Origin of the sequence: Ensifer sp. Root423 (assembly GCF_001426275.1) — a bacterium.
GTDB lineage: Bacteria > Pseudomonadota > Alphaproteobacteria > Rhizobiales > Rhizobiaceae > Ensifer > Ensifer adhaerens.
Genome location: NZ_LMEG01000046.1, coordinates 176,226 through 200,635, shown reverse-complemented (window position 1 = coordinate 200,635; position 24,410 = coordinate 176,226). Strand labels below are relative to the sequence as shown.

The window sequence follows — 24,410 nt, the reverse complement described above, 5'->3', positions numbered from 1 at the left end:
TTCGCCTCGCCGTTGGACTTTCGAACGGCCGCAGGCATGCGTAGAAGTAGATCAGGAAGAATTCCGATGGCCCGCAGGATCAAAGATGACAAGGTCCAGAAAATTATCCTCATGTTGAGCCAGGCCGTTACGGCGATGCGCGTCAACGAAAGATTGCTGTGTGAATTGTTGCGTTGGGCTGCCGAGCAATGCAATGATCCAAACCGGTTCATCCATGATGCCGTGGAGAATGCTAGAAACGATCTGATACGTGCCGGCACGGACGAGAGTATGACGTCTTTGATCGCCACTCACGAAGCGCTAGAATACCTCGATCATCTCGCGACGGAGGTTCGGGCGAAGGGCTCTCCGGCCGGAAATGCCGGAGAGGGCGCGATATACCCCACCTATCCTACTCCAGTTCCATGACTTGCGCGGTCATGCCCCTGACACATGAGGCGGCGTGATAGGGTGAGAGGCTTCGCTTGCGACCTGTGCACTTTGGCTACGGAGACGATTTGGTAGACCGAATGGTTACGCAGGGACGGCGGGACCGGACAGGCGGGCAAACCTTCCTGGAACATTACACAGCTTAATGGTTCGAGGTTAGGCGAAGCGCGGACGGCGCAAGGCGCCTTTGTTCCATACGAAATAAAGCAGACTTTCCGGATGCTGCCAAAATCGCGGATACACCTGCTCGGAAGAAACGGACTTATTCGCAAGGGGCTAATAGGGCGGCGGTTTGATCATTTGGGCGACGTTGAGGCATTCGTCACCGTTGCTGAAAAAGGCTCGATGACTGAGGGGCGGTCGGGCTTTCGACGACGCCATCACTCCTCAGCAGGGCGATTACCCGTCTCGAGACTCGTCTCGGCGCGCAGTTGATACGCCGGACCACGCGACGTTTAAGTCTGAGGGTTCCGCAAGCCCTTGCCGATGTCGAACCGGAGGCACTCGATGCGGTCCTTCGCCTTAACCTGCAACCCGCCATTCAGGCCGCGCAGGCGGCGTTGCCTCGGATGCGGACGAACGGTTGGGGACGTATCGTCAATAATTCCAGTCTTGGCATCGACGAGTGGACCGCCTATGCGGCTGCAAAGGCGGCTTTGGTGAGCTCCACCCGGACATGGGCACTCGAACTCGCGCGAACTGGCATTACGGTCAACGCTGTGGCGCTCGGCCCGACCGAAACAGAACTGTTCCGGGCCAGCAATCCTGCGGGGAGCGAGGGCGAAGAACGGTATCTGGCCGGCGTTCCCATGCACCGGGGCGGCACGCCAGACGAAGTCGCAGCTGCAATCCAGTTCCTGCTGTCGGAAGATGCTGTTTTCATCACCGGCCAGACGCTGTTTATCGACGGCGGTGCATCGATCGGCAGGGGCATTGCTCTGAGGCACTTCGCGTCGGACGAACCCGATAGGAGGACAGCGAGCCCATTCGCTTAGCCGCCGCTGCGTGCTGCTCACCGCCATTCTGTCCCCGTGCGAACAAATGAATTCCCGGGCGGCGCATTTATCCGCCTTTCCAGGTTTAATACGTTCACACCACCAAAGCGATCTAACCTCGTCCCCGATTTCAGGAGCAAATCATGACAAGCGCAACTCAGGACATCAAACCCGTTCTCTTCGTCCTCACCAGCCATGGCGTTAAGGCGAAACCGGCGAACCCACAGGCTTCTACCTCGGCGAAGTCACCCATCCCCTCGCCGTCCTCGATGCCGCCGGCATCCAGGTCGAGTTCGCCTCGATCGATGGCGGCGAGCCGCCCGTCGACGGCCTCGACCTCAATGACACGACCAATGCCCGCTACTGGAACAGCGAAGGCTTCCGCTACGCCGTTCGCAACACGTCTCGCCTTTCCGACGTCGATCCGAAAAACTACGCCGCCATCTTCATCGCTGGCGGTCACGGCGCAATGTGGGACTTCCCGACAAGTCTGGCCGTCAACAACGTCGCCCGCAATATCTACGAGGCGGGCGGTGTCGTCGCCGCCGTGTGCCACGCCCCCCGCGGCACTGGTCAACATTACGCTGAGCAACGGCGCGCATCTTGTCGCCGGCAAGAACGTCGCGGCTTTCACCGATGACGAGGAGCGGGTCGTCAAGCTGGACAAGACGGTTCCCTTCCTGCTTGCCAGCACGCTTGTAGCGCGCGGCGCGCATCATCATCCGGCCGCGGACTGGACGGCCAAGGTCGTCGTCGACGGAAGGCTGGTCACCGGTCAGAACCCGCAATCGGCGACTGGCGTCGGCGAAGCGCTCCGCGACCTGCGGACCGCATAACCGAATACCCCGCATCACTCATAACGGATCATCAACCATCCCTGACCGTGCGGTTTGGGAATGGCCTTGGCATGGAGAAAAACATGAAACCCATCCGCACTCTCGCTCTCGCGCTTGCTCTTGGAACAAGTGGCTTCAGCGCACAGGCCGCCAATGTATTGGTCGTCCTTTCCGATTCCGATCACCTCGACCTCAAGGACGGCAAGGTTTTCGAGACCGGCTTCTACCTCAACGAGTTGATGCAGCCGGTAAAGGCGCTCACCGAGGCCGGTCACGACATAACCTTTGCGACCCCGAAAGGTACGGCGCCGACGCTGGACAAGTCCTCCGTGGACAAGATGTATTTCGGCGGCGAGGAGGCCGCGATGCAGGAAAGCATCGCCATGCTTGAGAAACTCAGGCTGACCTCGGATAACGCCTCGCCGGTCGTCAGCCTCGCCCGCGTCGAGCAGATCGGTTACGACCATTTCGATGCGGTCTACGTGCCGGGCGGTCATGCCCCGATGCAGGATCTTCTCGTCAGCCCCGAACTGGGCAAGCTGCTCGCCGGCTTCCATACGAAGGGCAAGACCACGGCGCTTGCCTGCCACGGCCCCATCGCGCTCCTCTCGGCCCTGCCCGATGCGACGGCCTTCACCACCAAACTGGAGACAAGCGGCTCGGCCAAGGCCGAGGGCTGGATCTATGCGGGCTACAAGATGACCGTCATCAGCAATCAGGAAGAAGAAATTGCCAAGGGCCTGCTCAATGGCGGGGAGATGAAGTTCTATCCACAGACGGCATTGCAGGCGGCGGGAGGCGATTTCGTCAGCAATGACGCACCGTGGTCTTCCAACGTCGTAACCGACCGTGAACTGATCACCGGCCAGAACCCTGGTTCCGCTCCGGCCGTAGCGGCAGAGCTGCTCAAGCGCTTGAAATAAACCAGCCAGACGATTGGCCAGCGGCGCTCCCGGTCGGGAACGGCGCCTCGGCTTCCTTCCCCCAGTCAGCAGCTTGGGCGTTGCTCCATATCGCAAGCCGAAGCAAGCCTGACAGGACAGACAAATGACCAGCAGCATCAGGACGTGGCACGCGTCATGACCACACCCGGCAGGAAAGACGCCTTCGAAAAATATGCCGCGGAACTGTCGGTCGCGACGCGGGCTGAAGTGGGATGCCACTTCTATCACCTTCATCGCAACCTCAACCAGAAGGGGTCTACGTCTTCGCTAAGGAATGGGCCTCCCGCCGGATCTGGGAACAGCACATGCCCGGCGAAGCCATCCGCGTCTTCAACGCGCAACTGCCCCCGGGAACAATCGCCCACATCGAGATCCATCCCCTCGAACATATCGCCTGAGACGGCGGAAGGCATGACAATGACCAAAGTGAAGATCGGAATCATCGGGACGGGTTTCATTGCGAAGATCCTCGCTCCGGAAATCCAGTCATCCAGCAAGGCGAGGCTTGCCGCCGTGTCGAGCCGGACACTTGCGAAAGCCGAAGATTTCGTCGCCAGCTATCCGGGTGCCGTCGCCGTCGAGGGTGCAGACCGGCTGATCGCCCGCGACGATGTCGACGCCGTCTATATCGCGACCCCGACGTCAGCGAAGGAAGACGTCGCAAGCCGCGCACTGGCCGCCGGCAAGCATGTGCTGATCGAAAAACCGCTGCACTCATCGGAATCTTTCAAGCGCCTGTCGGCACTCGCCCTCGCGTTCGCTGCACACCATGTTCTATTTCCCCTTCTCGGACCGGGAAAACATCCGCTTCGACCCGAGCAACGAGCCGATGGGCGCTGCCGGGTATTCGATGCGGGCCGTCGTCGAATATCTCGCACCGGACGCGTTCGAAGATATCAAGGTCTTTGCCGAGCGGGACCCGCAGTCCGGCGCGGTCATCCGTGCAACCGGCGTCTTGAAATTCGATGCCGGGAAGACCGCCACCTTCGATGTCGGCTATACCGCAGGCGCTGCCGTGATGGACCTCACGGTGGCGGGTACCTCCGGCATCTTGACACAGGATGATTTCGTCCTCGACTGGAAGAGCGGCTTCGGCTTCGACAATCCCGACATTCCGACGGGTTTCATCCATCGCTCCGGTATGGCCACGAGAAAGGACTTCGCCTTCATCGAGACCCCAGGCGAAAAATCGCAGCATGGCCTGATGGTCGATAGCTTCGCCGATCTGATCCGCAATGACGACGATACCGCGCGCGAGACCTGGCTGTCAGCGACCGCAAAGACGCAAGGCTTCCTCGACGCGATCTGGCGGCAAATCCAGCCGCGGGGTTGAGCCCACTCCCGCGCTGAACCTGAAACACAACAAGAGAGAAATCCATGAACAGCCTGTTCGAACCCTACGAGCTGGCGTGGCGCACCCTGCACAACCGCTTCGTCCCCATGACCCGCGCCCGCGCCAAAGACGGCATCGCCGACCCTGAAACCGCCCTTTACTCCGTCAGCGTGCAAGTGCTGGATCGTGACAGAAGGAACGCCGATCTCGCGGGAGGGACAGGGCTTCGCCTTCGTTCCCGGTCCGACGCACAGGTGAAAGCATGGCGGGCGTAACCGATGCAGTGCATGCGGAAGGCGGAACCATCTTCGCCCAGATCTGGCATGTCGGCCGCATCTTCTCATACCTCCTTGCAGCCCGGCGGTAAGGCACCCGTCAGCTCCACTGGCAATCCGGCGCGCGACGCAAACAGCATGGCTTTCGCCTTCGATGAGGACGGCAACCCGGTTTCGTGCAGACGAGCGCGCCGCGCGCCCTGGAAACCGAGGGAGTGCGGCGCGTAGTAGACGACTTCGCCAGTGCTGCGACGAATGCGATCAAGGCCGGCTTCGACGGCGTCGAGATACGTGGGGCGCCAATGGCTATCTGATTGAGCAGTTCGTCAATCCGACGGTCAACGACCGCACCGATCCCTGCGGAGCCTCGACGCTTCAAAGATCGAACGCGTTTCCTTCTGGAAACCGTCGAGGCGGCCATCGGCCGGATCGGATCGAACCGTGTGGCGATCCGTCTGTCGCCCTATGGGCAGCTGTTCCAGATGGGACTGTACCCTGAGATCGAGGAAACTTATCTCCATATCGCGACGGAACTTTCGAAGCGCGATCTTGCCTGTGTTCATATCATGGATCAGGCGAGCCGGGGATCGTCACCAATGCCCGCAGGTTTTCGCGGCGACCATTACTGCGCGGATCAATAGCAGCGGGGCTGCTGCAGCCCGTTACACCAGGGAAATGACCTGGCGATCGTTCAGCCGTTGGGAGGATTACCCACTTTCGTCGGCGGATCAGCGCCGTACGGAAAGACTTCAGAGGAAGTGCACATGACCTTGAAGATTTCAAAGCCACTGTCGAAAATATTGCGAGCGCAGAAGAAGTTTGGACGCCTCGTCGAAGCGTCGCTGCACCTTAAACAGAAGTCCAGGTCCACGCAGCGCCCGCGCGCCGCAGCTCCCCGCGCCGCCCTCATGGCTGTTGCAGAATTCGGCAGCAATCCCGGGCGCCTCTCCATGAAGCTCTTCGTGCCCCCTCGGGTAGCCGCAAACCCTGCACTGGTCGTCATTCTTCACGGGTGTCGTCAGACGCCTGAAAGCCTAGCAGACGCCAGCGGCTTTTCCAGGCTCGCGACGGAAAGGGGGTTTATCCTTTTGTACCCGCGCAACGCGATACGAACAACACGCAGCGCTGTTTCAACTGGTTTCGCCCGAGCGCAGTCACACGCGACCGCGGTGAAGTTATGTCGATCCGACAAATGATTGAGCACACATGCAGGAACCGCGGCGTGGATCGCTCCCGGGTTTATATTGCCGGACTTTCCGCCGGCGGCGCGCTCGCTGCGGCTTTGCTGGTGAGCTATCCTAAGCTTTTTGCCGGCGTGGCGATATTTGCTGGTATGCCGTATGGCGCGGCCAGGGACGCGGTATCGGCCATGCGTCTGATGAAATCGGGCAGTTCCCGATCGCCGGCTGAATGGGGTGACTTCGTACGGGCCGTGTCGCCGACCCAGAAAATCTGGCCGCCCATTTCCATTTGGCAGGGTACCGGTGACAGGGTCGTTGCCCCTCAGAACGCAGAAGCCTGCGTTTCACAATGGCTGAACGTTCTCAAGATCGAGGCCGCGACGGGTCGGCCACAGCAAAAGCCGTGGGGCACGCTTACGCGTTGGGACGGGTCGAGCAAAACGCAAATATCACTGTATCAGCTGAAACACTTCGGACACGGCCTGCCGGTGAGTGCTGCGCGGAGCAATTCGAGCCGCGCCGCCGATCCCTACGTCATCGACGCCGGCATTTCAGGCCCGAAGGAACTTATGCGCATCTGGGGGCTGAAACGCTTACCCGTATGATCGAAATAACGGAGGGTCTGCATCGCCATGCCGATCTGCTCCATCATCCGACCCATCGCCCAGAGGTAGGAGACAATCTCCCACCTCTGGGCGTCATGATCGCCGTACTTCTCTACGCCTGCAGCCGGGACGGTTGCGCGATCCTCGAAGTGGCGGTTTGCGCGCTCGGCCTCTGCTCGTTGTAACCGTGGGCGTTCCGCCGTCGCCAAAAGAAGCGCAGCCAACCCCCGCTCGAATTGCCGCTGGAACCGATGCCAGTTTCAAGGGTTGGATGGCTGCCTGAAAATGCACTTAGATATGGAGGCATTCGCGATGACATCTATCGGTAAAAGCACGCTCCTGGCCGGCCTCGCCGTAGCTGCTTTAATGGCTACGAGCGCCGTTTCGGGGGAGACTTTAAGATTCAAGGCGGACCTAAAGGGATCAAGCGAAGTGCCGCCAAACGACAGCGCCGGCCACGGTATGGGTGAGGTCGCCTTCGACACCGCCACCAAAAAGCTGACATGGACAGTGACAACTAGCGGTATGTCCGGGGAGGCCACGGCCGCGCATTTTCATGGCCCCGCGGCTCCTGGAGAGAATGCCGGGCCAGTGGTCGACATCTCTAAGGCCATAGCTTCGGGATCGGCTGAAATCACCGATGAGCAACGGGCGGATTTAGAGTCCGGAAAATGGTATCTCAACGTCCACACCCAAAAGTTCCCTGATGGAGAGATCCGGGGCCAAGTGGAAAAAGCACAATAGAAACCCGACGAGGATCACGGCCTGAACGATTTGCGTGCAAGCGGTATCACGACTGTCCGGCCCAGCGAGTACCCATGGTCGGGAAGTGAAATGGATCAGGACGCCTATAATTGGATCAGCCGACGAGCCCACCAGATTTGGGAACAGGAGGGCTGCCCATCCGGAAAGGATCGTGAACACTGGTATCGGGCGGTGGCGGAATGGGAAACCAAAGGCAACCGTAGCTATGAGCCACCCCTCGGGACACGGATTGTCACGGTTCTCGTCGTCGAAGACAAAGCCCTGATCCGCTTCGCTACGGCAGACGCGCTTGAGGCGGCGGGGTTTAAGGTTTTGGAGGCTTCGTGTGCTGACGAAGCACTCGTGCTATTGCGTGGCCATCAAGTCGACGCCGTTTTTACAGATGTCAACATGCCTGGCCAGATTGACGGCTTGGGATTGATGGATCGAGTCCGGACACAATCCCCGGAGGTTAGGGTTGTGGTCACCTCGGCCCACATCGCGCTCGGGCCGTTCGATCTTGCCAGCGGTGTCTTTTTTCTTCCGAAACCGTACACCCCGGAGGCGCTCATCAAGATGCTGAAGGCTCTCTAGATTACCGGCAACCCGACGCAAGCAAGCGGCCGAGCCATGACGCCGACAAACAACCTTCGCTGGCGATCGACGGAGGCCTGCTAAATGTGCTGCAATCGATCCTTCGGAATGCTCAGCCGCAGGATGAGCCCCTGCGGATCCCGGATGCGGATGAGTTCGCCACGGAACTGTTGTTCGAGCGTGAGTTTGCCAAGTTTCGTCCCGAAACCCTCTGTTTCGGTCTGCGTTACGGTAGGCCCTCCTGTCTCGGTCCAGACCAGCTCCAGCGTTTCGCCATGATCGACACAATTGATGTCCAGTTGTCCGCAGTCGATGGACAAAGCGCCGTATTGGCGGCGTTCGTTGCAAATTCATGCACAACCAGAGAGAGCGCCGTAATTGCCGAGCGCGACAGCTGGAACTCGCATCCTCGTACGACACCCGATGCCCGTGGCCATTATCGCCGCTGTAGGGCGACAACAGTGTGCCAAGAAGCTCTTTCAGGGTGACGTGGGCTTCCGTGGCGCCCGGATTACCGGGGGTGGGCAATGTAAGCGCATGGGCCCGCGCCAACGATTCCAGTCGCGCGCGTACGCCCGTCGCGAGTTCATCGGCGGTGTTCGCCGACCGCGCGCTGAGCGCTACGACACTGCTCAACACCATAAACAGGTTCTTCACGCGGTGCGCCATCTCGCGGACCAGCAGGTCCTTTTGCTCCTCAGCCCGCTTTCGCTCGCTGATATCGCGGGCGATCTTCGAGGCACCGATGATCGCCCCAGCGTCGTAGCGTAACGGAGAGATCCTCAGCGAGACCGGAACGAGGCCGCCGTGCTTGCACCGCCGCATCGTTTCGAAATGATCGACACGTTCGCCCGCGCGGATTTGGGTTAGAATCTCGAGTTCCTCGCCCAAACGATCTTCGGGAATGAGAAAACTGACCGGTCGGCCGATCGCTTCGTTGGACGTGTAGCCGTACAACCGTCCAGCGCCGGCATTCCAGCTGGTAATCACACCACCGAGGTCCATCGACAGGATCGCATCTTCGGAAGACTCCACGATCGAGGCAAGCTGTTGGGCGACCCGCTCGGCCTGACGCAGTTCGATGACCTCGCGCTCGGCCGCCTTCAGCAACTGACTATTGTCAATCCCAATCGCGGCATGGGCAGCGATCGAGATGACCAACTGCTCGGCTTCGGCGGTGAACACGCCCGGCTGGTCGTGACCGAAGAAGAGACCTCCATAAACTTCGCCGGAGCGCGGCACCACCGGGACCGCCAGATAGCTGACGACTGGCAAATGTCCCGGTGGCATGCCGTGGTAAGGAGCCGACTTGCCATAGCGCGGGTCAGCCCGGATGTCGTCGGAGCGCACGACACCGATCCCGCGAAACGTCGGCTCAAAAATGGCGGTGTTACGCGGCAACTGGAAGTTCTCGAATGCGGTATGATCAATAGGCATTTGCGCCTTGCCCAGCGGCATGTCGAGGAGGCTGCAAATTCCGAGGCAATCCGCCCCCTGATTCCAAGATGATGCCGCCCCTTCGGACGGCGTCTGGCATGGGGTTCTGCTGGTGTGAAGTTTTTTCCTTCGACTGTGACGAGGAAGGAACGGGATGCCTGCGGAGAGACTTGGAGATGCGGCGTGTCCGCGAGATATTGAGATATCGTTTCGAACAAGGACTTGGCTGCAAGTCGATTGCGGTCAGGGTTGGCGCTGCACCGTCGACGGTGCGCGAGACGCTGCGGCGTGCGGCCGTTGCAGGGCTATCGTGGCCGTGGGTGACGACGTCAGCGATGCCGTCCTGGAAGCGGCGCTTTACAAGGGGGCCGGGACGAAGGCGGGTCACCGTCGGAGCCCTGAGCCAGACTGGGCGCAGGTCCATCGCGAGCTCAAGCGCAAGCACATGACGCTGCAGATCCTTTGGGACGAATACATCAGCCGTTATCCGGACGGCTATCGTTACGTCGGCATTGTGACCTTTACCGCGCTTGGGCAATGAAGCTGCCTGTGACGATGCGGCAGGATCACGCGGCCGGTGATACGGCGACACGGACAAGCGCCTGTCGAGAAAGTCCCTGAGATCTTTTAGTCAGACGTGAAATACACGGCAGAGTCGGGTACAATCTTCGGCGGAGAATTCATGTTCGGGGATTAAGACATGGAGCGCAGATTATCTGCAATCCTGGCAGCCGACGTAGTCGGATACTCCGCACTCATGGAGCAAGACGAGGCGGCAACCTTTGAGCGGCTTCGAACGCGACGAACTGAGCTCTTCGAGCCCGAGATTGCCGGGCATCACGGCCGCGTCTTCAAACTCATGGGTGATGGGCTGCTTGCGGAGTTTGGAAGCGTTGTCGACGCCGTCGAGTGTGCAGTCGCTCTCCAACGCGGAATGGCCGCGCGAAATGCTGCCGTCCCCCTGGAGGAGAGGTTTGACGTGCGGATCGGCATCAATATCGGAGAAGTAATTGTCGACGGCGAGGATCGATACGGCGAAGGTGTGAACATCGCTGCCAGACTGGAGCAACTCGCGCCTGTCGGAGGGATCTGTGTTTCAGGAAAAGTAGCGAAGGAGGTCGAGAAAAAGCTCGCGTTTGGCTTCGACTCCGCAGGGCGGCAGAAGGTCAAGAACATCGAAGAACCTATCGAAGTCTATCACGTGCGCCTCCACGCCCCGCCGCGCCGGCGCAGCCTGCACAAGCGCGGGCCCGGATGGCTCAGGTGGGTATTTGGAGTTCCGGCAGCGATCGGGGCGGCCGTGTTGGCCATATGGGTCGTTTCGTATGGTCCGCTATCGATTTCCTCTGGTGGAACCTCCGCAATCCCGTCTGTTGCCGTACTTCCCTTCAAGGATCTGAGCGCCGACAACAGTCTGGCGTACTTGGGAGAAGGCCTGGCGAACGACGTCATTGCCATCCTGTCGCGCTTTTCTGACATTGCGGTCGTATCGCGAACATCGTCCTTCGCGTACCAAGGCAAGGAAGGCGATATCCGACAGATGGGCAAAGAGCTGGGCGTCGGCTATGTCGTCGAAGGCAGTGTGCGCAAGGAAGGCAACAGGGTTCGCATCATCGCGCACTTGGTCAACGCCAACACGGGCGACCATGTCTGGGCAGACCGCTTCGACAAGGCGGGCTCCGATCCATGGGCGCTCCAAGACGAATTAACCGGAAAGATCGTGGGGGCGATGACGGGTGAATTTGGAGCCATTCGCAAAGCCGATTACACTCAGGCTTGGGGCAAGGACGGTACCAACCTCGCTGAGTACGACTATTACCTGCGCGCGGAAAGCCAGTTAAATCTGTTCACGAAGGAAGGCATCGAGCGATCAGGTGAGATCTGTCGGCAAGGTTTGCAGGAATTTCCAGGCTCGCCGCTTCTGACCGTGGAACTGGGATGGACTCACTGGTTAAACGTTGCGCTGCTCTACAGTGCTGAGCCGCAGCTTGACCTCCTGGAAGCGGGGCGATTGGCCAATCAGGTCCTGGCAGACAAAAACCTGAGCCCGCAGGTCACGAGGCTGGCGAACTGGCTCAACGCTTGGCTACTCACACTCAAACGGGATCATGATGGCGCTGTCGCTGCAATGAACAGGGCGCTCGCCGCAGCACCCTACAACGCGTTCACCCTTACTGACGCCGGAAGCATCCTCCTCCAAGCCGGTCAAACAGAAAAGGCGCTCGAGTTGACCGACGCTGCGGCCGCGCGGGACCCTGGCTTGTCCTGGTTCTTCAACTATGTGCGCGGTTTCATTTACATCGTGATGGGCAAGAACGAAGAAGCCGTGGAGGCTTTGAAGGCCACCGAGTTTGCCGACGCTCCGTTGCAACTTGCCATCGCCTACGTGCGCCTCGGACGCGATGCGGAGGCCAGAGCTGCGGTCGTGAAGATGCTGAAGACAGTGCCTACCGCAACGATAGAGTCCTGGCGACAGACTTGGAACTTCCGCGATCCTTCAGTCCTCGAAAGGGGCGCCGCGGACCTTCGCCGTGCCGGGCTTCCAAGTAGCTTGCCCAGATAGCCACCAGCAACACCTTCGACGAGATCCTGCGGCTGACGACCCAAAAATGTTCTGCTAAGGCAAGAACAGTTGCCGGCCGCCGTCTTGACACTTGTTTCACGCTCCTTAAACCAGCACGACAGCCTGGAGTCCGGCTGATAGCGCAGCCATAATCAGGCAAGCTCAACCATCGCCGTTCGCAGCCGTGGATTACCCGCCTTCGAGACGCCCTGCTCCCGATTGATCGCACCACTCTGCCAAGGTGACGGCGCCAGCCCCGCGTAGGCGGCAACCTGACGGCGGTTGTCAAAATGCCGGAACAAGCCCTCAGAATGAAGGACGGCCGCAAACTCCGCGCCAACGACCCTGATGCCGACGAGCGCCTTTAGCGGCGCCGGCAAACTCGTCGTCTGCTCGGCGATAAGCGCATCCCGTTCAGCTTCTACTGCCTTGACCTGCTCCAGCACCAACTAGAGACGATCGAGTTCTCGGGAGATTTGCGCCTTAATGTGCGTGGGGACTGCACGGCCGTCGCCCGCGCGCAGCCCTTCCAGACGCGATCGCCGATCACGGCGCAAAGGCGCTGAGATTGTCATCAGGTCACTAGAAATCAAGCGGCTGTAGCAAGGCGTGACGCGCCCTCAGTCGGTGACCGCTCGCTCCATCGCACCGGGTGATACCTGGCTTCCGGGCGGATCGGGCGCTCTACAGCGGACGTGACGCGAAGCGTGCGGACGGAACATTCAACCGGGCCGGCGGTTATGGCAGGTGAGCGCGAGGAATATCCTATGAGCACCTACAAGGACGAACGCGGCGATAGAGTTTCGAGTGTGGAGACCCAGAAGGTCGTGGAGACTACGCCCGTGCAAGCCCGGCAGGGTTTGCTTGGGAGGCCAGTGTTGATGGTGCTGATAGGCAGTCTTGTTCTTGCCGTCATCGCCTGGGCTATTGCGGGGCTTTATGGCGAAGCTGTCGACAACGACGCCGCCACCGGATCGAACCAGGCCACGACGACCGATACGAAGGCCAGGGTGACACCGACCGAGCAGAAGGTCATCGACAACACCCCTCCCGCCGGGGAAGCCCAGCAGACCGCGCCCACGGACCGCGATCCCACGGCGGAATCCGGAACCGGCGGCGATTCGCAATCGGTGGCCCCGACTGGGACCGAGAAGACGCAGTGAAAATGACGGGCCGAAACCGGAAATATTCCGTTAGACCCTATCGATAATGTTAGCGCATGAGGCTGCACATCCCGGAGCGCGGAGCGCCGCGGGCGATATTTCCGCTTGAGTTTGGGATCTTCGTTCTGCTCCGCTGGTTCCATCTAGCCATTCTGCCATAGCGACGCCGGATTAGCCTGGCACGCCACGAAACGCCCCCTAGAGGCGGCCGCTCACCAGAGACCTGGATTACGAGCGCGAGGCGGGAGGATCTCACGCATGAACGGCTTGATCTCGGAACCGCCGCGGCCAGACTTCCGTCTCTCCGACGCCGATAAGTTATCGGCTGAAGCGGCCGCGCAGGAAGTCAGCGGCCTCCTTGGCCTCCTCGGCGGAGATCGTGTGACCGACTTCCGGGAAGAGCTTATACGTGACATCGAATCCGGCCGCGTTCAGCTGCCGCGATGCAGCCGCAGCGGCCGCGGGGGGAATTGTCCTATCAGCCCCGCCATGCATTAGAAGGATCGGCGTGGCTCTCGAAGAGGATGTCGGGGGCAGCGGCAATATTCCCGCGAAACTCACGAGTGCTCCAATCTTCCATCGACCGGAGGCGACGCCGTCGAGAGCCATAATCGCGCCTTGGGAAACGGCGACGAATGCGACGTTCTTCAAATCGTTCTCGAAGCCTTGCCTTTCAACGATCTCGGAAACGAGGTCATCGAATGCCCGCCGGGCCGCCGCGATACGCTCCGGCCGCATGACGTCGTTATCGACGGCAAACCATTGCCGACCACCCGATCTGGTTGGAAACGGCGCGTCAGGGTATGCGAAAACCGTGTTGGGTAGAGTGGACTTCCAGGAACCGCCCAGACCGCCCATCTGCGTGCCTCTTGCTCCGATACCGTGAAAGAAGATCACCAGATGACGAGGACGTTCTGCCTTGCGGTTTGCATCGCGCGAGCTCACGACGCTTTCGACATACTGGACGGTTGAGTTCGGGTTGTCGGATGAAGTCGACTTCAAAGCGATCCGATGCGGCCACGCCGAAGCTTCGGCGTCCAGTGAAATTGCGATGGCGGCTAACAGGACAGCGAGCCCGACGAGGGCGGAAGATAGCGCAAGTGTCCCATGGCGTCATCATGACGGCTCCCCACTGGACGAAGGCCCTCTTCTGTCGATCCAGCGCATCGTCGGAGTTACGGTTATGCCGTGGACCACGATTGAAGCCAGCACGATCAGTACTACCGTAGCCCAGATTGTCTCGAATCCATCGAACTCCGCCTGTCCCGTTGCGTAGGCAAGGTAGTAGATCGATCCGAGGCCTCTGATCCCAAAGACTGCGATCACCGCGGTTTCTCCTGGCGAATGCCCCGACCCGACCAGGCACAGCCAGCCGATAAGAGGTCGGACCAACAGGAGCGCGAGCACCGCAACGACGCCTACGCGCCAGTCGACGGCAGCCAAGAGCTGACCGCTAACGGCGACCGATCCAAGGCATACCAAAAGTACCATCATCAACAACCGTTCAATTTGTTCGGCGAAATCGTGAAGCTGCTCGTGGAAGTCGTTGTCCCGCTCGCTCGCCCGGAACGCCACGGCCGCGAGAAACACCGCGACAAAGCCGTATCCGCCGACGAGCTGGGTAAGCCCGTAAGTAACGAACGTCATGCCAAGAGCGACAAACCCGTCCTGCGTTTTCGCAAGTCCGCCGCCACGCATTCGAAACGAAAGGACTCCAAACAGTTTGCCCAGCCCCCAACCTAAAGCGGTGCCCGCACCGAGCCGCCATGCGACGTCGAGCGCGGCCCAGTGTGCAAGGACGTCAGTCCCCTCCTTCGCTGCCAGTGCAATGGCAACGGCAAGGTGAACGAACGGAAATGCAAGCCCGTCGTTCAGGCCCGCCTCCGACGTCAGGGCGAAACGAACCTCGTCCTCCTCTCCTGACCGCGGCGGTCCGACCTGGACGTCGCTGGCGAGCACGGGATCTGTCGGCGCGAGCGAGGCTCCAAACAGGAGCGCCGACGCAAGGCCGAGACCCAGTATCCAAAACCCGAGGAAAGCGAGTGCGGCAATGGTCAGAGGCATCGCTAAACCTAGAAGACGCCAGGTTGTCCCCCAGCGCTGCCAACCGAAGGGACGGTCAAGTTTCAGCCCCGCCCCCATCAACGCGACGATGACGACAATCTCGGTCATCCGTTCGGTGAACTCCCGATTTTCCAGAGGATTGAAGCGCGGCAGCAGGGGAAAGGGAGACAAGGCCAACAGCGTGCCGATGGCGAGACAGGCTATCGGGAGCGAGAGAGGAAGACGCCGGAACGCCATCGGCAGCCACGCCGTCAGGAGGACAACGAAGCCGAGGACCGTCAGCGTAACGATGTAGGCGTCCATTCATCCTGCTTTCTGCTGGAACCCGAAGACGCGATAGCCTCAATCTTTCCCTGAAATGGCACTTGGCCAGTCGTTTGACGGCTCGTCGAGGATACCGCAAGAACTGTCTTCAGCCGGATCGGGATCACGCGCGAGCGCGTCACGGAGGCCTGGGAGCTGATCGCGGATGGCGTCGAAGATGTCTTCCTGTCGGACACCTTCGACTACGAACGTATCAATGAGTTCTTCCAGCTTCAGCCTGAGGTCATCCTTCCATTCCCTGGAGTGCGTATGGTTGGTCATTTTCTCCTCCTTCTTTTCGGCATGTCATCTGCGAGTTCGATCCAAACCGGGGCATGGTCGCTGGTGTGTTCCCAGCCTCGGACGTCCTTATCGACGCCCGCCTTGACGAGCCTTTCGGCAACCCCGGGACTGAGAAGGAAATGGTCAATCCTCAAGCCTGCATCCCGGCCGTATGCATTCCGGAAATAGTCCCAGAACGTATAAACCCGCTTCCCCGGGTTCAGATGGCGAAGTGCGTCAGTCCACCCCTGTTCGACGAGTTCCCGGTATGCATCGCGAACCTCTACCCGGAACAACGCGTCATCCACCCATCGCTCGGGCTTGTAGACATCCAGTTCGGTAGGCATGACGTTGTAGTCGCCGGCAAGAACGACGGGGACTTTCAGGGCGAGCAGTTCGTCAGCATACTCCGCCAGGCGCTTGAACCAGGCGAGCTTGTAGTCGAATTTTGGCCCTGGGTAGGGATTGCCGTTCGGCAAGTAGAGACAGCCAATCACCATGCCGTCGATAGCCGCTTCGACGTAGCGGCTATGCAAATCGTCGGGGTCTCCGGCAAGTCCCCTACGGATAAGTAGCGGTTCGCGACCTTTTTCGAGGATTGCTACCCCGTTCCAACCTTTCTGACCGTGCCAGATGGCACCGTAGCCTGCCGCCTCAATAGCTTTGACGGGGAATTTGGCGTCAGGGGCCTTCAACTCCTGTAAACACACGACGTCAGGCGAGGCCCGTTCAAGCCAACTCAACAGCACTTCCAGGCGCCCGTTGACACCGTTGACGTTGTAAGTCGCGATTTTCACTTGGACTCATGATCGCCCTTGTCGCCCTCCCCGGGTTTTGCGTCGTGTTTCGCCTTTTGGCGTTTGTCAGCGGACAAGGATCGACTCACATCCACTGATTCTTTGAACTTGCCGTCTTCGTCCCGCCGGACGTAGCGCTTGTCGGTTCCGGTATCGATCAGTTCTCTCTTTGACATGCGTGCCTCCCTGGTTGTCGATGGAAACGCACGGAAAGAGGAAAAGTTACAGCCCGACCGCGTTGGGTGTAACGGCAAACTCGGGTTCATCTCGACGCGTTCAGGCCTGTGTATCCCCGGCCTCGCTCTCAACTACCTCTCGACCTTTCCAGCCCCGCTCCGAAAGAAGAGTGAGCGCTGGCTAGAGCTTGCAATCGCTTCCCGCTTTCAAGGCCTTGGCAAACGCTCGTCAGCCGCTCATGGCCGTCGCTGAATGCAGGAATGGTGGCATCCGCTTCTCCAGTTCCTCCAGAATGGCATCCATCCGGTAGGGCTTCGCCAGAAAGGAGACGCGATGTCCGTCGATTTCAGCCGCGGTATGGCCACCCGAAGTGACGATCACGGCGACACCTGCCGTGTAGCTGTGAACCAGTTTCACCAGATCAAAGCCGTTCAACGCGCCGGGCATGTCCACGTCGGTGATCAGCGCGTCGATCCGATGCCGACCCAGCACCGCGACAGCCTCCAGGACATTCGACGCCTCTAGCACTGCAAATCCTTCGTCTGCGAGGAAATCCCCCAATGTCATCCGGATCAACGGCTCATCGTCTACCACTAGGACGGTGCGCTGATACATTCTCGCCTCCGAAGCTCGTTGGCTCTCACCGCGCTCCCCACGAAGAAAGGGCGCCCGTGAATTGGACTCTTTGCCAACAAACTTAATAAAATGCCAACGATCGTCGCTCGCCCCTGCCATGCCGGCGCGCTTGTACGGAAGAACCAGAGAATCCCTGTGCGGTCGCGGTAAAACGGGGCAGCGATAATTGTTGTCGCTCCGGATGAAGGCAATTCAATCCGGTTTGTTCTCGGGGCCGTCTGGTTTGAGATTGGCATTGAGGCGAAGGGTGAGGAAAGTCATGACTGAGAGCACGATTGCTACGTCGTAAGCGCCGAGACCCACGGAGGTGCCGATCGCGCCTGTCGCCCAAAGGCTCGCTGCTGTCGCAGTTCCACGCACGCTTGCTTTGACAACAAGGATAGCTCCGCCTCCGATGAACCCCATGCCAGTGATCAGCCCTTCGACGATCCGGGCTGTGGCTTCCGGGCTTCCCGTGGTCAAGCGTTCGGTGGCCTGTATAAATCCGCAACTCGCTATGGCGACGAGTGGGAATGTGCGCAACCCCGCGCTTCTTTCGCCCTTTTCCCGGTCCCATCCGATAGGAAGCGACAGTAAATATGCGCCCACGAGCGCGCCAAGATGTGGAATGACATCGAATGTTACTCCTAGTGCGGCAAGCTGATCGATCAAATTCCATCCTCCCTCGTTGTTGTCGACAGCACATAGAAGCGCAGACCAACACATCAAGCGGATGGCCCTGGCAACGTAGGCGAAGCCAGACTTCCAGTCGATACATTATGCGATCTTCCTGGCCCAGAAGGTACATTCTAATTTGAAGTGCGACATGCCAATGATTTCAATGGTTTCCCCTTGGAGATTTTGGCATGCCCCGACGCTATTCGCAGCTGAATCTGGCCGATCGACGCCGCCTCTTCCACTTCGTCGAACGAAAACTGCCGATCAAAGAAATGGCACGCGAAGTTGGTCGTCATCGATCGACGATTTATCGTGAGATCCGGCGCAACACCTTCCGCGATCGCGAGCTGCCCGACTATAGCGGTTACTTCCCGACCGTTGCTGACGATATCCGCAAAGAGCGGCGGCAGCGTTTGAGGAAGCTTGTGCGGCACCCACAATTGCGCGAACTGGTGATCGAGCAGCTGAAGGCGCTTTGGTCCCCGCAACAGATCGCCGGTCGTCTGCTCGCCGATGGCGTGAGCGCCGTGCGGGTCTGTACCGAGACGATCTATCGCTTCATCTACGGCAAGGACGATCAGGCGCTGGAGCTCTATCAGCATCTGTCGGAAGGCCGCCGCAAACGCCGCCCCCGCGGCTCGAGGAAGCCGCGCGACGGCACTTTTCCCGCTGACTGCAGGATATCGCAACGTCCTGATTTCATTGGTGATCGTTCGCAGTTTGGGCATTGGGAAGGCGACTTGTTGATCTTCCAACGTGATTTGGGCAACGCCAACCTAACCTCACTGATCGAGCGCAAGAGCCGCTACACCGTCATGATCAAGAACCAGAGCCGCCACTCGCGGCCGATCATGGACAACATCATCGAAACGTTCTCTCCCTTGCCAGCCTTTGCCCGGCAGAGTTTCACCTTTGATCGCGGCACGGAGTTTGCCGGCTTCAGGGCTTTGGAAGATGGCATCGGCGCGCGGAGCTGGTTTTGTGACCCCAGCGCGCCGTGGCAGAAAGGTGCCGTGGAAAACATCAACAAGCGCATCCGTCGATACATGCCAGGCGATACCGACCTTGCAGACGTGTCGCAACGCAAGCTCATCCAGCTTGCTCGCCATCTCAACGACCAGCCGAGAAAGTGCCTCGACTACAGAACACCCGCCGAAGTGTTCCGGGCACATTTGCAAGAGGGAGGCTGAACCCCTACCCTGAAAACCGGCGTGTTGCACTTCAGTTAGGATCTCCCGAAGGTGAACATCACAGCAACAAGCCGTGCAGGGTTCGTGGGAGCAGGATCCTGTCCGTCCCTAAGGCGACGTCCACGCTTAAGTCTGTGAACGGCAGCATTGCGCCTCCATGTCGGTCATAGACGCCATCATCGCGCCCGCCCGACAGGAGGCATTCGGTGCTGATCGACTTTCTCTCAACCGGTCCGGCATTGTTAACGGGCGATACTGCCTCCGAGGGCTGTAGCTCACGATGTTACAGAGTGGAAGCAAAGGGCGGGTGACAGCTAAGGTCGCCCGACGCCGATTACAGCCTCGCATGTGTTCGCGCCCATTTATGTCCCGTTCCAATAAGCACATGCGATCTATGGCAGCTAATCGAGCGCGCCACGCAGTGATATCTCCTTTCGCATCCGATGCCGCGCGCGCGGACCTTCTTGCCCACTACCTGATGAACGAGTTTCGGGCAGGCAATCGAGAAGAAACGGCACTGTTCGAAGCTGCCATGTGGCGAGAGGGATCTCTTTTTGAGAGCCAAGCCGCACGCGCAAGCGGTATTGCGACGACTAAATCGCTCCACTGAGCAGACCTGATGGTCTGCCTAGAAACGGTCGAAAAGACAAGAACAGAAACTGCCCCCGATCTGGGGGCACGCTTTTGCAGCCCAAACCTGCAAATTCATGAACAAACGCGTCACTCAGTTTCAAGCGTGCCGTCGCGATCGCTTCCACAGTCGATTGGCCGGAACACTTCGGCGACCTCCGCAATCAAGTTCTCGCGAACGCCTTGCCTTGCACTTGAGCGATCTGCGGACCTGTCAAGCAATTCGTCGAGATTCCTGAAGGTTCGTCGCCATATCCTCGAAAGCCACAGGGCCCAGATGGGCCAATGGAGGTGCAGGGATCCTTGTGATAGCGAGCACCAGCCGTCTTCGGACGGGGAGGAGGCGGTGAGAGGCCTGGCGCTCATTGACGGCGACGGGCCTCGCCTGTGCACACGAAATCGGCCCGCTCGCGAGCATCCGTGGAAGACATCGAACGGAAAAATACCGCTGGCCGGATATAAAAGCTGTCCAAATTGTCTCGCTTCGCGTCACATGAACACGACACGCGCCCGTCAGGCCCTTCAAAGCGGATGTTCAAGCTCGTTGGCCGATACGAGCATCCCTAACAGCCAACTCAATCCGGCATCCATCGTCGCGGCTCTCGGAGCAACAGCATTCAGCCTGAACCGCGGCAGTCGCAAGGGGGCATCGACGGTCACGAGGTTGAAGCGATGAGCGTAGATTGCTGCGAAGCGCCGTGGGATTGCGACGAGCAGCTCGCTTTCAGCAGCTACCGCGAGCGCGAACATGAAGTTCGGGACCGTTATGGCCGTCCGTCTCGTCTGCCCCTGCTGCACAAGCACCGTATCGACGAATCCGTGTGGATCGCCGGCTAACGAAACCACGAGATGCCGCATTTCCACATAACGCTCCAGCGTCGGATTCATTCCGAACGGATGGTCTGCGCGCATGGCGATAACGAAATCTTCGTCGTAGAGAGGCACCGCATGAAAGCGAGCGGGAACCTCATCGACGGGCACGACCGCGATGTCCATGACGTGAGCCTCAAGGGCTACTAGCGCGTTGCGCCACGCCCGTGCGGGCGAGCTTTCTCGCTGCTCCGGCAACAGCTGCCTTATGCTGAGATCGACAAGTGGCGCCGTTCTCTTCAAAGCGGCAAGCAGAGAAGGCAGGAACACAGCCGAAACGCCGTCCGGAGCCCCGATCGTGAAGCGCCGCCTCGACGTCGCTGCATCGAATGGCTCGGCCATCGCTATGACATTTCGCGTGCGAGCAAGGATCTCGGCGATCGGTTCTGCCAGTTCTTCAGCGCGGGCCGTCGCTATCACGCCTTTGGGCGTCCTCAGGAAAAGCGGATCGTTCAGCATCCGCCGCAGTCGTCCAAGCCCATGGCTGACCGCTGACGGCGAAACATTCAGCCGCTCGGCAGCACGGCCGACATGCCCCTCCTCGTAGACCATTTCGAAAAGCACGAGAAGATTGAGGTCGGCGCGAGAAAGATCGATTTCACTCAGCATATTGCTGAAATCATATCATTGGCTTCAGCAACATCAATGAGGCACTTCTGAAGTCGCTCAGCCTCTCGCTCGGAAAGGAGCCTATTATGTCAAAGTCACTGTTGCCGGTTTTGACTAACACTGCGAACGATCACGCGCCAACCACGGGGCTCATCGAGGGAGAAACCGGTGCGCAAGCCTGCCGCCTCGCCCGCCTGTCGCAAGAGGCCAACGCAGCACTGATGCGTGGCGATGTGGCCACCTATCGGCAGTTCGTCCCACTTACGGAGGATTTCACGCTGATGTCTCCCTTCGGCGGTAGGCCGTCGCGTGAGCCTGATATTACCGAAGAAACCTGGGAGGAAATCAGCCATTTTTTCCGCAATGGAACGCTGAAACAAGAGGTCGTCCAGACCTATTCTGGCACCGACATGATCGTACTCGCCTTGATCGAATACGCTCGTGTCGAAGTCGGCGACCTGCCCGCTCAGGACTGGGCGTTGCGTGTGACCCTGGTCTATCGTCGGGAGCACGGGCAGTGGCGCCTTGCGCATCGCCATGCGGATCCGCTCCGCCACGCGATCTCATTGGAACAATCGGCAGCGCTCGCACGCGGCTCTTGAAGGTCAACCCCGTTTAGAGGGCACATTCCTGCCGGCGTCACACTGCCGCCCTGGAACACTTGGCGCGAAGTAATATTTGGCCACCGTTGAACCTGCTTGTCCCATAGTCGCTATTGAGGGAGACTGTCTCCAACAGTGTCCGAGACAGCAGCTATGGATTTCCACAAGGCCGGCAGAGCCCGTATCATGATGCGTTTACCACGGCATCGGAGACAGATTTCCGATACGAACCTTCTGGCGCTCACCGATCTCCTAGAGGCTTACGGCATGGCCGCAGTGAAGCGTGATGAGCTCCGTGGACAGCCGGTCTCTGACCCAGACCTTATCGAGGAATACGAAGATCTCTGCCAGCGGCTGGAAGACGATGTCCTGGCGATGCTGGCGAACGTTAGCCCCCGGACGATCCGGTAGAACCGATTAACCTTCGCGACCCAGCTGTCACCACCTGTTCCGCGCCCGCGGGATCGAAATCCGTCCTAGTTGTACGACAGTGACGGCAAGCAAAAGGCAGCGGCAAGTTCGATAGAATGTTATTAAGACAATGCTCCTAGATATATTGCCGGTTGCAATCTTGTGTTCGGGCGGGGGCAATGAGAAAAAGAATCCGGCTTCATCAAGTTCGCGTGGGTATGTTTATCGAAGAATTGGAAGGACCGGCACATCAGCTACCCCGGCGGTCTGGACGATTTCTGGTGTCGTCGACTAAAGACCTTGATCGCATGCTCAAAAGCCACGCGATGAGCGTCATCATCGATACCCGGAAAGGCTTAGATGTCGATCGTGACACTCAACGGTCGAACGTATTCGACACCACCAGGTTCGAAACCCACCTCGCAACTAAGTTCACTGTCGCGGAAATTGCCCTGGCCAGAAAGACAATCGAGGAAACGAGACCGCACATCCGCCAGGTCTTGTCTAGCGCCCGGATGGAGGGCGTTTTCAAGCTCGATGCCGCCACCCAGGCGGTCGAACAGCTTATGGTCGAAACCACGACGAATCCTGGCGCACTGATCGGCGTCGCGAAACTTAAACGTGCGGACGAAGAGACCTTCATTCATTGCCTGGCGGTCAGCGCCTTGATGATCACCTTCGGCCGCACCCTTGGGCTAGAGGATGGGCCTGTTCGGCATCTCGGACTTGGCGGTCTTGTTCATGACTTGGGAAAGATGACGCTCCCCGTGGCGTTGCTGCGGAAAGCTGGCCAGCTTTCCCCACCCGAATTTGCAGTCATTCGCACGCACCCGGAACGGGGCTATCAACTCCTGGCGAACACTGCGGAAATTCCCGCTCCGGTGCTCGACATCTGCCTCTATCATCATGAAAAGTTCGATGGTTCAGGGTATCCCCGTGGCCTGGCGGGTGAGCAAATACCCTATCCCGCACGGATCGCGTCGATTTGCGATGTTTACGACGCACTGACAAGTGTACGGCCTTACAAACCGGCCCTTTCACAAGCGGAAGCAACGGATGTCATGCTCCGCTCCAGGAACCACTTCGATCCCGATCTCCTGAGGAGGTTCGTCTCCGAGGTGATAATCTCTGGAGCCATCTGTTGAACTATACACGCGCCTCTGGCGGTGCGGCAACGTAGCCGCGGCACCACCAAAACAGCGGTGCTGACGGTAGTAGCGACAGTGCAACAAGTGCTTCCAGAGTAAAATCTGTCACGCCGCCGCGTAAGCCTCGTTCAAGATATCCGATCAATACTATCTGTATTGCTCCAAATTTAATGGATTGTTCCATTGAGATACGTGTTCGAAGTGGTAGACGAAGCGGATCGAATACGCTGTTTTGTGGGCGCTTTGATAGGGCGTGACGGCGGCAGACTTATATTGCGACGATTCGACAACGAGTATTCGCTCGACCTCACCCGCATTTCCGATTGGCTCCTCGTAGACGACGCTGAACCCTGTCACTGCAAGCGGAACTAGGCTTCGCAACGGCGGCCCTGCCCACGTGCGTGGCCTGCCAACTGGCGTGGCCTATTTTTGTTTTGTTGCCGGAACCTTTTTCACACCAGGTTCAACGCCCTCCTACTGAGCCCAACCCCGACGTCTCGGCCAAGCTCCCTTTACCCCCGGAAGGAGCCGATTGGCGCTATGCCGACCCCGGTCCCCGCTCTCTGCGCCATTTCTTTATCCACGTGAAAGCCGCCAGGAACTAATCAGGGGCCGCTTGCCCTTCGGACCGAACCCTGTGGCTGTGACTTGCGGTCCTCGACGCGCTCAAGGCCACTTATCCGATCGGCACTTCGTCTGCACCGAGATCGCCTAGTCGAGCCGCGGAGCAATTACATGAGTGGTGACAAGCCAACAGTCACGCGGTTCGATCCTCGCGTCGTGATGGGATACGAACTTGCGGTCACCCGTTGAGAAGCGCGATCTGCATCCATCGTATGTCGTCAGGGCAGCACCTTTCCGACCACGAAGAGGAGACTGCGAGAAGTTTTCATCTGGACACCGTTCTAGCAATGGTTGAGATTTCCGCGCAGTGC

The 24,410-nt window shown here is 59.3% G+C and carries 24 protein-coding genes and 7 pseudogenes; 21 read left to right on the top strand and 10 right to left on the bottom strand.

What is annotated here, in order from left to right; genetic code table 11:
* Positions 1 to 66: 66 nt before the first annotated feature.
* From ASD01_RS33085 to ASD01_RS33030, 14 genes and pseudogenes are all read left to right on the top strand, one after another.
* The gene (locus ASD01_RS33085; RefSeq protein ID WP_060644982.1) at positions 67 to 408 is read left to right on the top strand and encodes a hypothetical protein; all 342 of its coding nucleotides are present in this window, start codon (positions 67 to 69) and stop codon (positions 406 to 408) included.
* A gap of 452 nt (positions 409 to 860) precedes the next feature.
* Entirely contained in the window at positions 861 to 1,424 is a 564-nt protein-coding gene (locus ASD01_RS33080; RefSeq protein ID WP_156623727.1) for an SDR family oxidoreductase, read from the top strand.
* A gap of 143 nt (positions 1,425 to 1,567) precedes the next feature.
* A pseudogene (locus ASD01_RS33075) lies at positions 1,568 to 2,260 on the top strand (type 1 glutamine amidotransferase domain-containing protein).
* An 83-nt stretch (positions 2,261 to 2,343) separates the two neighbouring features.
* Entirely contained in the window at positions 2,344 to 3,183 is an 840-nt protein-coding gene (locus tag ASD01_RS33070) for a type 1 glutamine amidotransferase domain-containing protein (RefSeq protein ID WP_060645012.1), read from the top strand.
* A gap of 156 nt (positions 3,184 to 3,339) precedes the next feature.
* Positions 3,340 to 3,396, top strand: a pseudogene (locus tag ASD01_RS37725) (putative quinol monooxygenase); the annotation flags it as partial.
* A gap of 219 nt (positions 3,397 to 3,615) precedes the next feature.
* Positions 3,616 to 3,894 (top strand): annotated as a pseudogene (locus tag ASD01_RS37125) (Gfo/Idh/MocA family protein); the annotation flags it as partial.
* A gap of 79 nt (positions 3,895 to 3,973) precedes the next feature.
* The gene (locus tag ASD01_RS37120; RefSeq protein ID WP_244495331.1) at positions 3,974 to 4,537 is read left to right on the top strand and encodes a hypothetical protein; all 564 of its coding nucleotides are present in this window, start codon (positions 3,974 to 3,976) and stop codon (positions 4,535 to 4,537) included.
* A gap of 44 nt (positions 4,538 to 4,581) precedes the next feature.
* Positions 4,582 to 4,812, top strand: a complete 231-nt coding sequence (locus ASD01_RS37115) for a hypothetical protein (protein WP_060644980.1) — start codon at positions 4,582 to 4,584, stop codon at positions 4,810 to 4,812.
* A 176-nt stretch (positions 4,813 to 4,988) separates the two neighbouring features.
* Positions 4,989 to 5,126, top strand: coding sequence for an oxidoreductase (locus tag ASD01_RS37720; protein WP_457579605.1), 138 nt, complete (start codon positions 4,989 to 4,991; stop codon positions 5,124 to 5,126).
* Positions 5,123 to 5,311, top strand: a complete 189-nt coding sequence (locus ASD01_RS37715; protein ID WP_458574517.1) for a hypothetical protein — start codon at positions 5,123 to 5,125, stop codon at positions 5,309 to 5,311. The genes ASD01_RS37720 and ASD01_RS37715 overlap by 4 nt, the downstream gene beginning before the upstream one ends.
* Positions 5,256 to 5,453 (top strand): hypothetical protein, encoded by a 198-nt coding sequence (locus tag ASD01_RS37710; RefSeq protein ID WP_458574516.1) that lies wholly within the window; start codon positions 5,256 to 5,258, stop codon positions 5,451 to 5,453. Before ASD01_RS37715 ends, ASD01_RS37710 begins: the two co-directional genes overlap by 56 nt.
* Before the next feature lie 123 nt (positions 5,454 to 5,576).
* Positions 5,577 to 6,598: pseudogene (locus ASD01_RS33045) on the top strand (extracellular catalytic domain type 1 short-chain-length polyhydroxyalkanoate depolymerase).
* Positions 6,599 to 6,910: 312 nt separating this feature from the next.
* Complete coding sequence (locus tag ASD01_RS33035) at positions 6,911 to 7,342, top strand: CHRD domain-containing protein (RefSeq protein ID WP_060645010.1); 432 nt, start codon at positions 6,911 to 6,913, stop codon at positions 7,340 to 7,342.
* A 90-nt stretch (positions 7,343 to 7,432) separates the two neighbouring features.
* Positions 7,433 to 7,936 carry a response regulator gene (locus ASD01_RS33030; protein WP_082584729.1) on the top strand — a complete coding sequence of 168 codons (504 nt, stop codon included), beginning with the start codon at positions 7,433 to 7,435 and terminating at the stop codon, positions 7,934 to 7,936.
* A 492-nt stretch (positions 7,937 to 8,428) separates the two neighbouring features.
* Here ASD01_RS33030 and ASD01_RS37105 read toward each other — a convergent pair.
* Positions 8,429 to 9,373 (bottom strand): annotated as a pseudogene (locus tag ASD01_RS37105) (PAS domain S-box protein); the annotation flags it as partial.
* Between the two features lie 176 nt (positions 9,374 to 9,549).
* On the opposite strand from ASD01_RS37105, the pseudogene ASD01_RS35145 reads away from it, so the two are divergent.
* Together ASD01_RS35145 and ASD01_RS33005 are read left to right on the top strand one after the other, a co-directional pair.
* Positions 9,550 to 9,955: pseudogene (locus tag ASD01_RS35145) on the top strand (IS21 family transposase); the annotation flags it as partial.
* A 118-nt stretch (positions 9,956 to 10,073) separates the two neighbouring features.
* Positions 10,074 to 11,936 carry an adenylate/guanylate cyclase domain-containing protein gene (locus ASD01_RS33005; protein WP_060644973.1) on the top strand — a complete coding sequence of 621 codons (1,863 nt, stop codon included), beginning with the start codon at positions 10,074 to 10,076 and terminating at the stop codon, positions 11,934 to 11,936.
* A gap of 155 nt (positions 11,937 to 12,091) precedes the next feature.
* Here the strand turns inward: ASD01_RS33005 and ASD01_RS37705 are convergent.
* Positions 12,092 to 12,496 (bottom strand): annotated as a pseudogene (locus ASD01_RS37705) (transposase); the annotation flags it as partial.
* Positions 12,497 to 12,703: 207 nt separating this feature from the next.
* On the opposite strand from ASD01_RS37705, the gene ASD01_RS32995 reads away from it, so the two are divergent.
* Positions 12,704 to 13,099, top strand: coding sequence for a hypothetical protein (locus ASD01_RS32995; protein ID WP_063979551.1), 396 nt, complete (start codon positions 12,704 to 12,706; stop codon positions 13,097 to 13,099).
* 318 nt (positions 13,100 to 13,417) lie between these two features.
* Here the strand turns inward: ASD01_RS32995 and ASD01_RS32990 are convergent, their stop codons facing one another.
* From ASD01_RS32990 to ASD01_RS32960, 7 genes are all read right to left on the bottom strand, one after another.
* Positions 13,418 to 14,101, bottom strand: coding sequence for an alpha/beta hydrolase (locus tag ASD01_RS32990; RefSeq protein ID WP_244495329.1), 684 nt, complete (start codon positions 14,099 to 14,101; stop codon positions 13,418 to 13,420).
* A gap of 114 nt (positions 14,102 to 14,215) precedes the next feature.
* Positions 14,216 to 15,466 carry a cation:proton antiporter gene (locus ASD01_RS32985; protein ID WP_034803260.1) on the bottom strand — a complete coding sequence of 417 codons (1,251 nt, stop codon included), beginning with the start codon at positions 15,464 to 15,466 and terminating at the stop codon, positions 14,216 to 14,218.
* Positions 15,467 to 15,505: 39 nt separating this feature from the next.
* On the bottom strand, positions 15,506 to 15,748 hold the full coding sequence (locus ASD01_RS32980; RefSeq protein WP_060644969.1) for a hypothetical protein: 243 nt from the start codon (positions 15,746 to 15,748) through the stop codon (positions 15,506 to 15,508).
* Positions 15,745 to 16,545 (bottom strand): exodeoxyribonuclease III, encoded by an 801-nt coding sequence (gene xth, locus ASD01_RS32975; protein WP_060644968.1) that lies wholly within the window; start codon positions 16,543 to 16,545, stop codon positions 15,745 to 15,747. The genes ASD01_RS32980 and xth overlap by 4 nt, the downstream gene beginning before the upstream one ends.
* On the bottom strand, positions 16,542 to 16,721 hold the full coding sequence (locus tag ASD01_RS32970) for a hypothetical protein (RefSeq protein ID WP_060644967.1): 180 nt from the start codon (positions 16,719 to 16,721) through the stop codon (positions 16,542 to 16,544). Before ASD01_RS32970 ends, xth begins: the two co-directional genes overlap by 4 nt.
* Positions 16,722 to 16,950: 229 nt before the next feature.
* A complete protein-coding gene (locus ASD01_RS32965) occupies positions 16,951 to 17,337 on the bottom strand; it encodes a response regulator (protein WP_060645008.1) in 387 nt (128 codons plus the stop codon).
* A 213-nt stretch (positions 17,338 to 17,550) separates the two neighbouring features.
* On the bottom strand, positions 17,551 to 18,009 hold the full coding sequence (locus tag ASD01_RS32960; protein ID WP_060645007.1) for an MgtC/SapB family protein: 459 nt from the start codon (positions 18,007 to 18,009) through the stop codon (positions 17,551 to 17,553).
* Positions 18,010 to 18,203: 194 nt separating this feature from the next.
* On the opposite strand from ASD01_RS32960, the gene ASD01_RS32955 reads away from it, so the two are divergent.
* Positions 18,204 to 19,205 carry an IS30 family transposase gene (locus ASD01_RS32955; RefSeq protein ID WP_060644966.1) on the top strand — a complete coding sequence of 334 codons (1,002 nt, stop codon included), beginning with the start codon at positions 18,204 to 18,206 and terminating at the stop codon, positions 19,203 to 19,205.
* 1,152 nt (positions 19,206 to 20,357) lie between these two features.
* Here the strand turns inward: ASD01_RS32955 and ASD01_RS32950 are convergent.
* Positions 20,358 to 21,314 carry a LysR family transcriptional regulator gene (locus ASD01_RS32950; protein ID WP_060644965.1) on the bottom strand — a complete coding sequence of 319 codons (957 nt, stop codon included), beginning with the start codon at positions 21,312 to 21,314 and terminating at the stop codon, positions 20,358 to 20,360.
* Positions 21,315 to 21,400: 86 nt separating this feature from the next.
* On the opposite strand from ASD01_RS32950, the gene ASD01_RS32945 reads away from it, so the two are divergent.
* The 3 genes from ASD01_RS32945 (at position 21,401) to ASD01_RS32935 (ending at position 23,472) form a co-directional block, all read left to right on the top strand.
* Positions 21,401 to 21,916, top strand: a complete 516-nt coding sequence (locus ASD01_RS32945) for a YybH family protein (RefSeq protein WP_060644964.1) — start codon at positions 21,401 to 21,403, stop codon at positions 21,914 to 21,916.
* 186 nt (positions 21,917 to 22,102) lie between these two features.
* Positions 22,103 to 22,327 (top strand): hypothetical protein, encoded by a 225-nt coding sequence (locus ASD01_RS32940; RefSeq protein WP_060644963.1) that lies wholly within the window; start codon positions 22,103 to 22,105, stop codon positions 22,325 to 22,327.
* 179 nt (positions 22,328 to 22,506) lie between these two features.
* A complete protein-coding gene (locus tag ASD01_RS32935; RefSeq protein ID WP_060644962.1) occupies positions 22,507 to 23,472 on the top strand; it encodes an HD-GYP domain-containing protein in 966 nt (321 codons plus the stop codon).
* Positions 23,473 to 24,410: the final 938 nt, after the last annotated feature.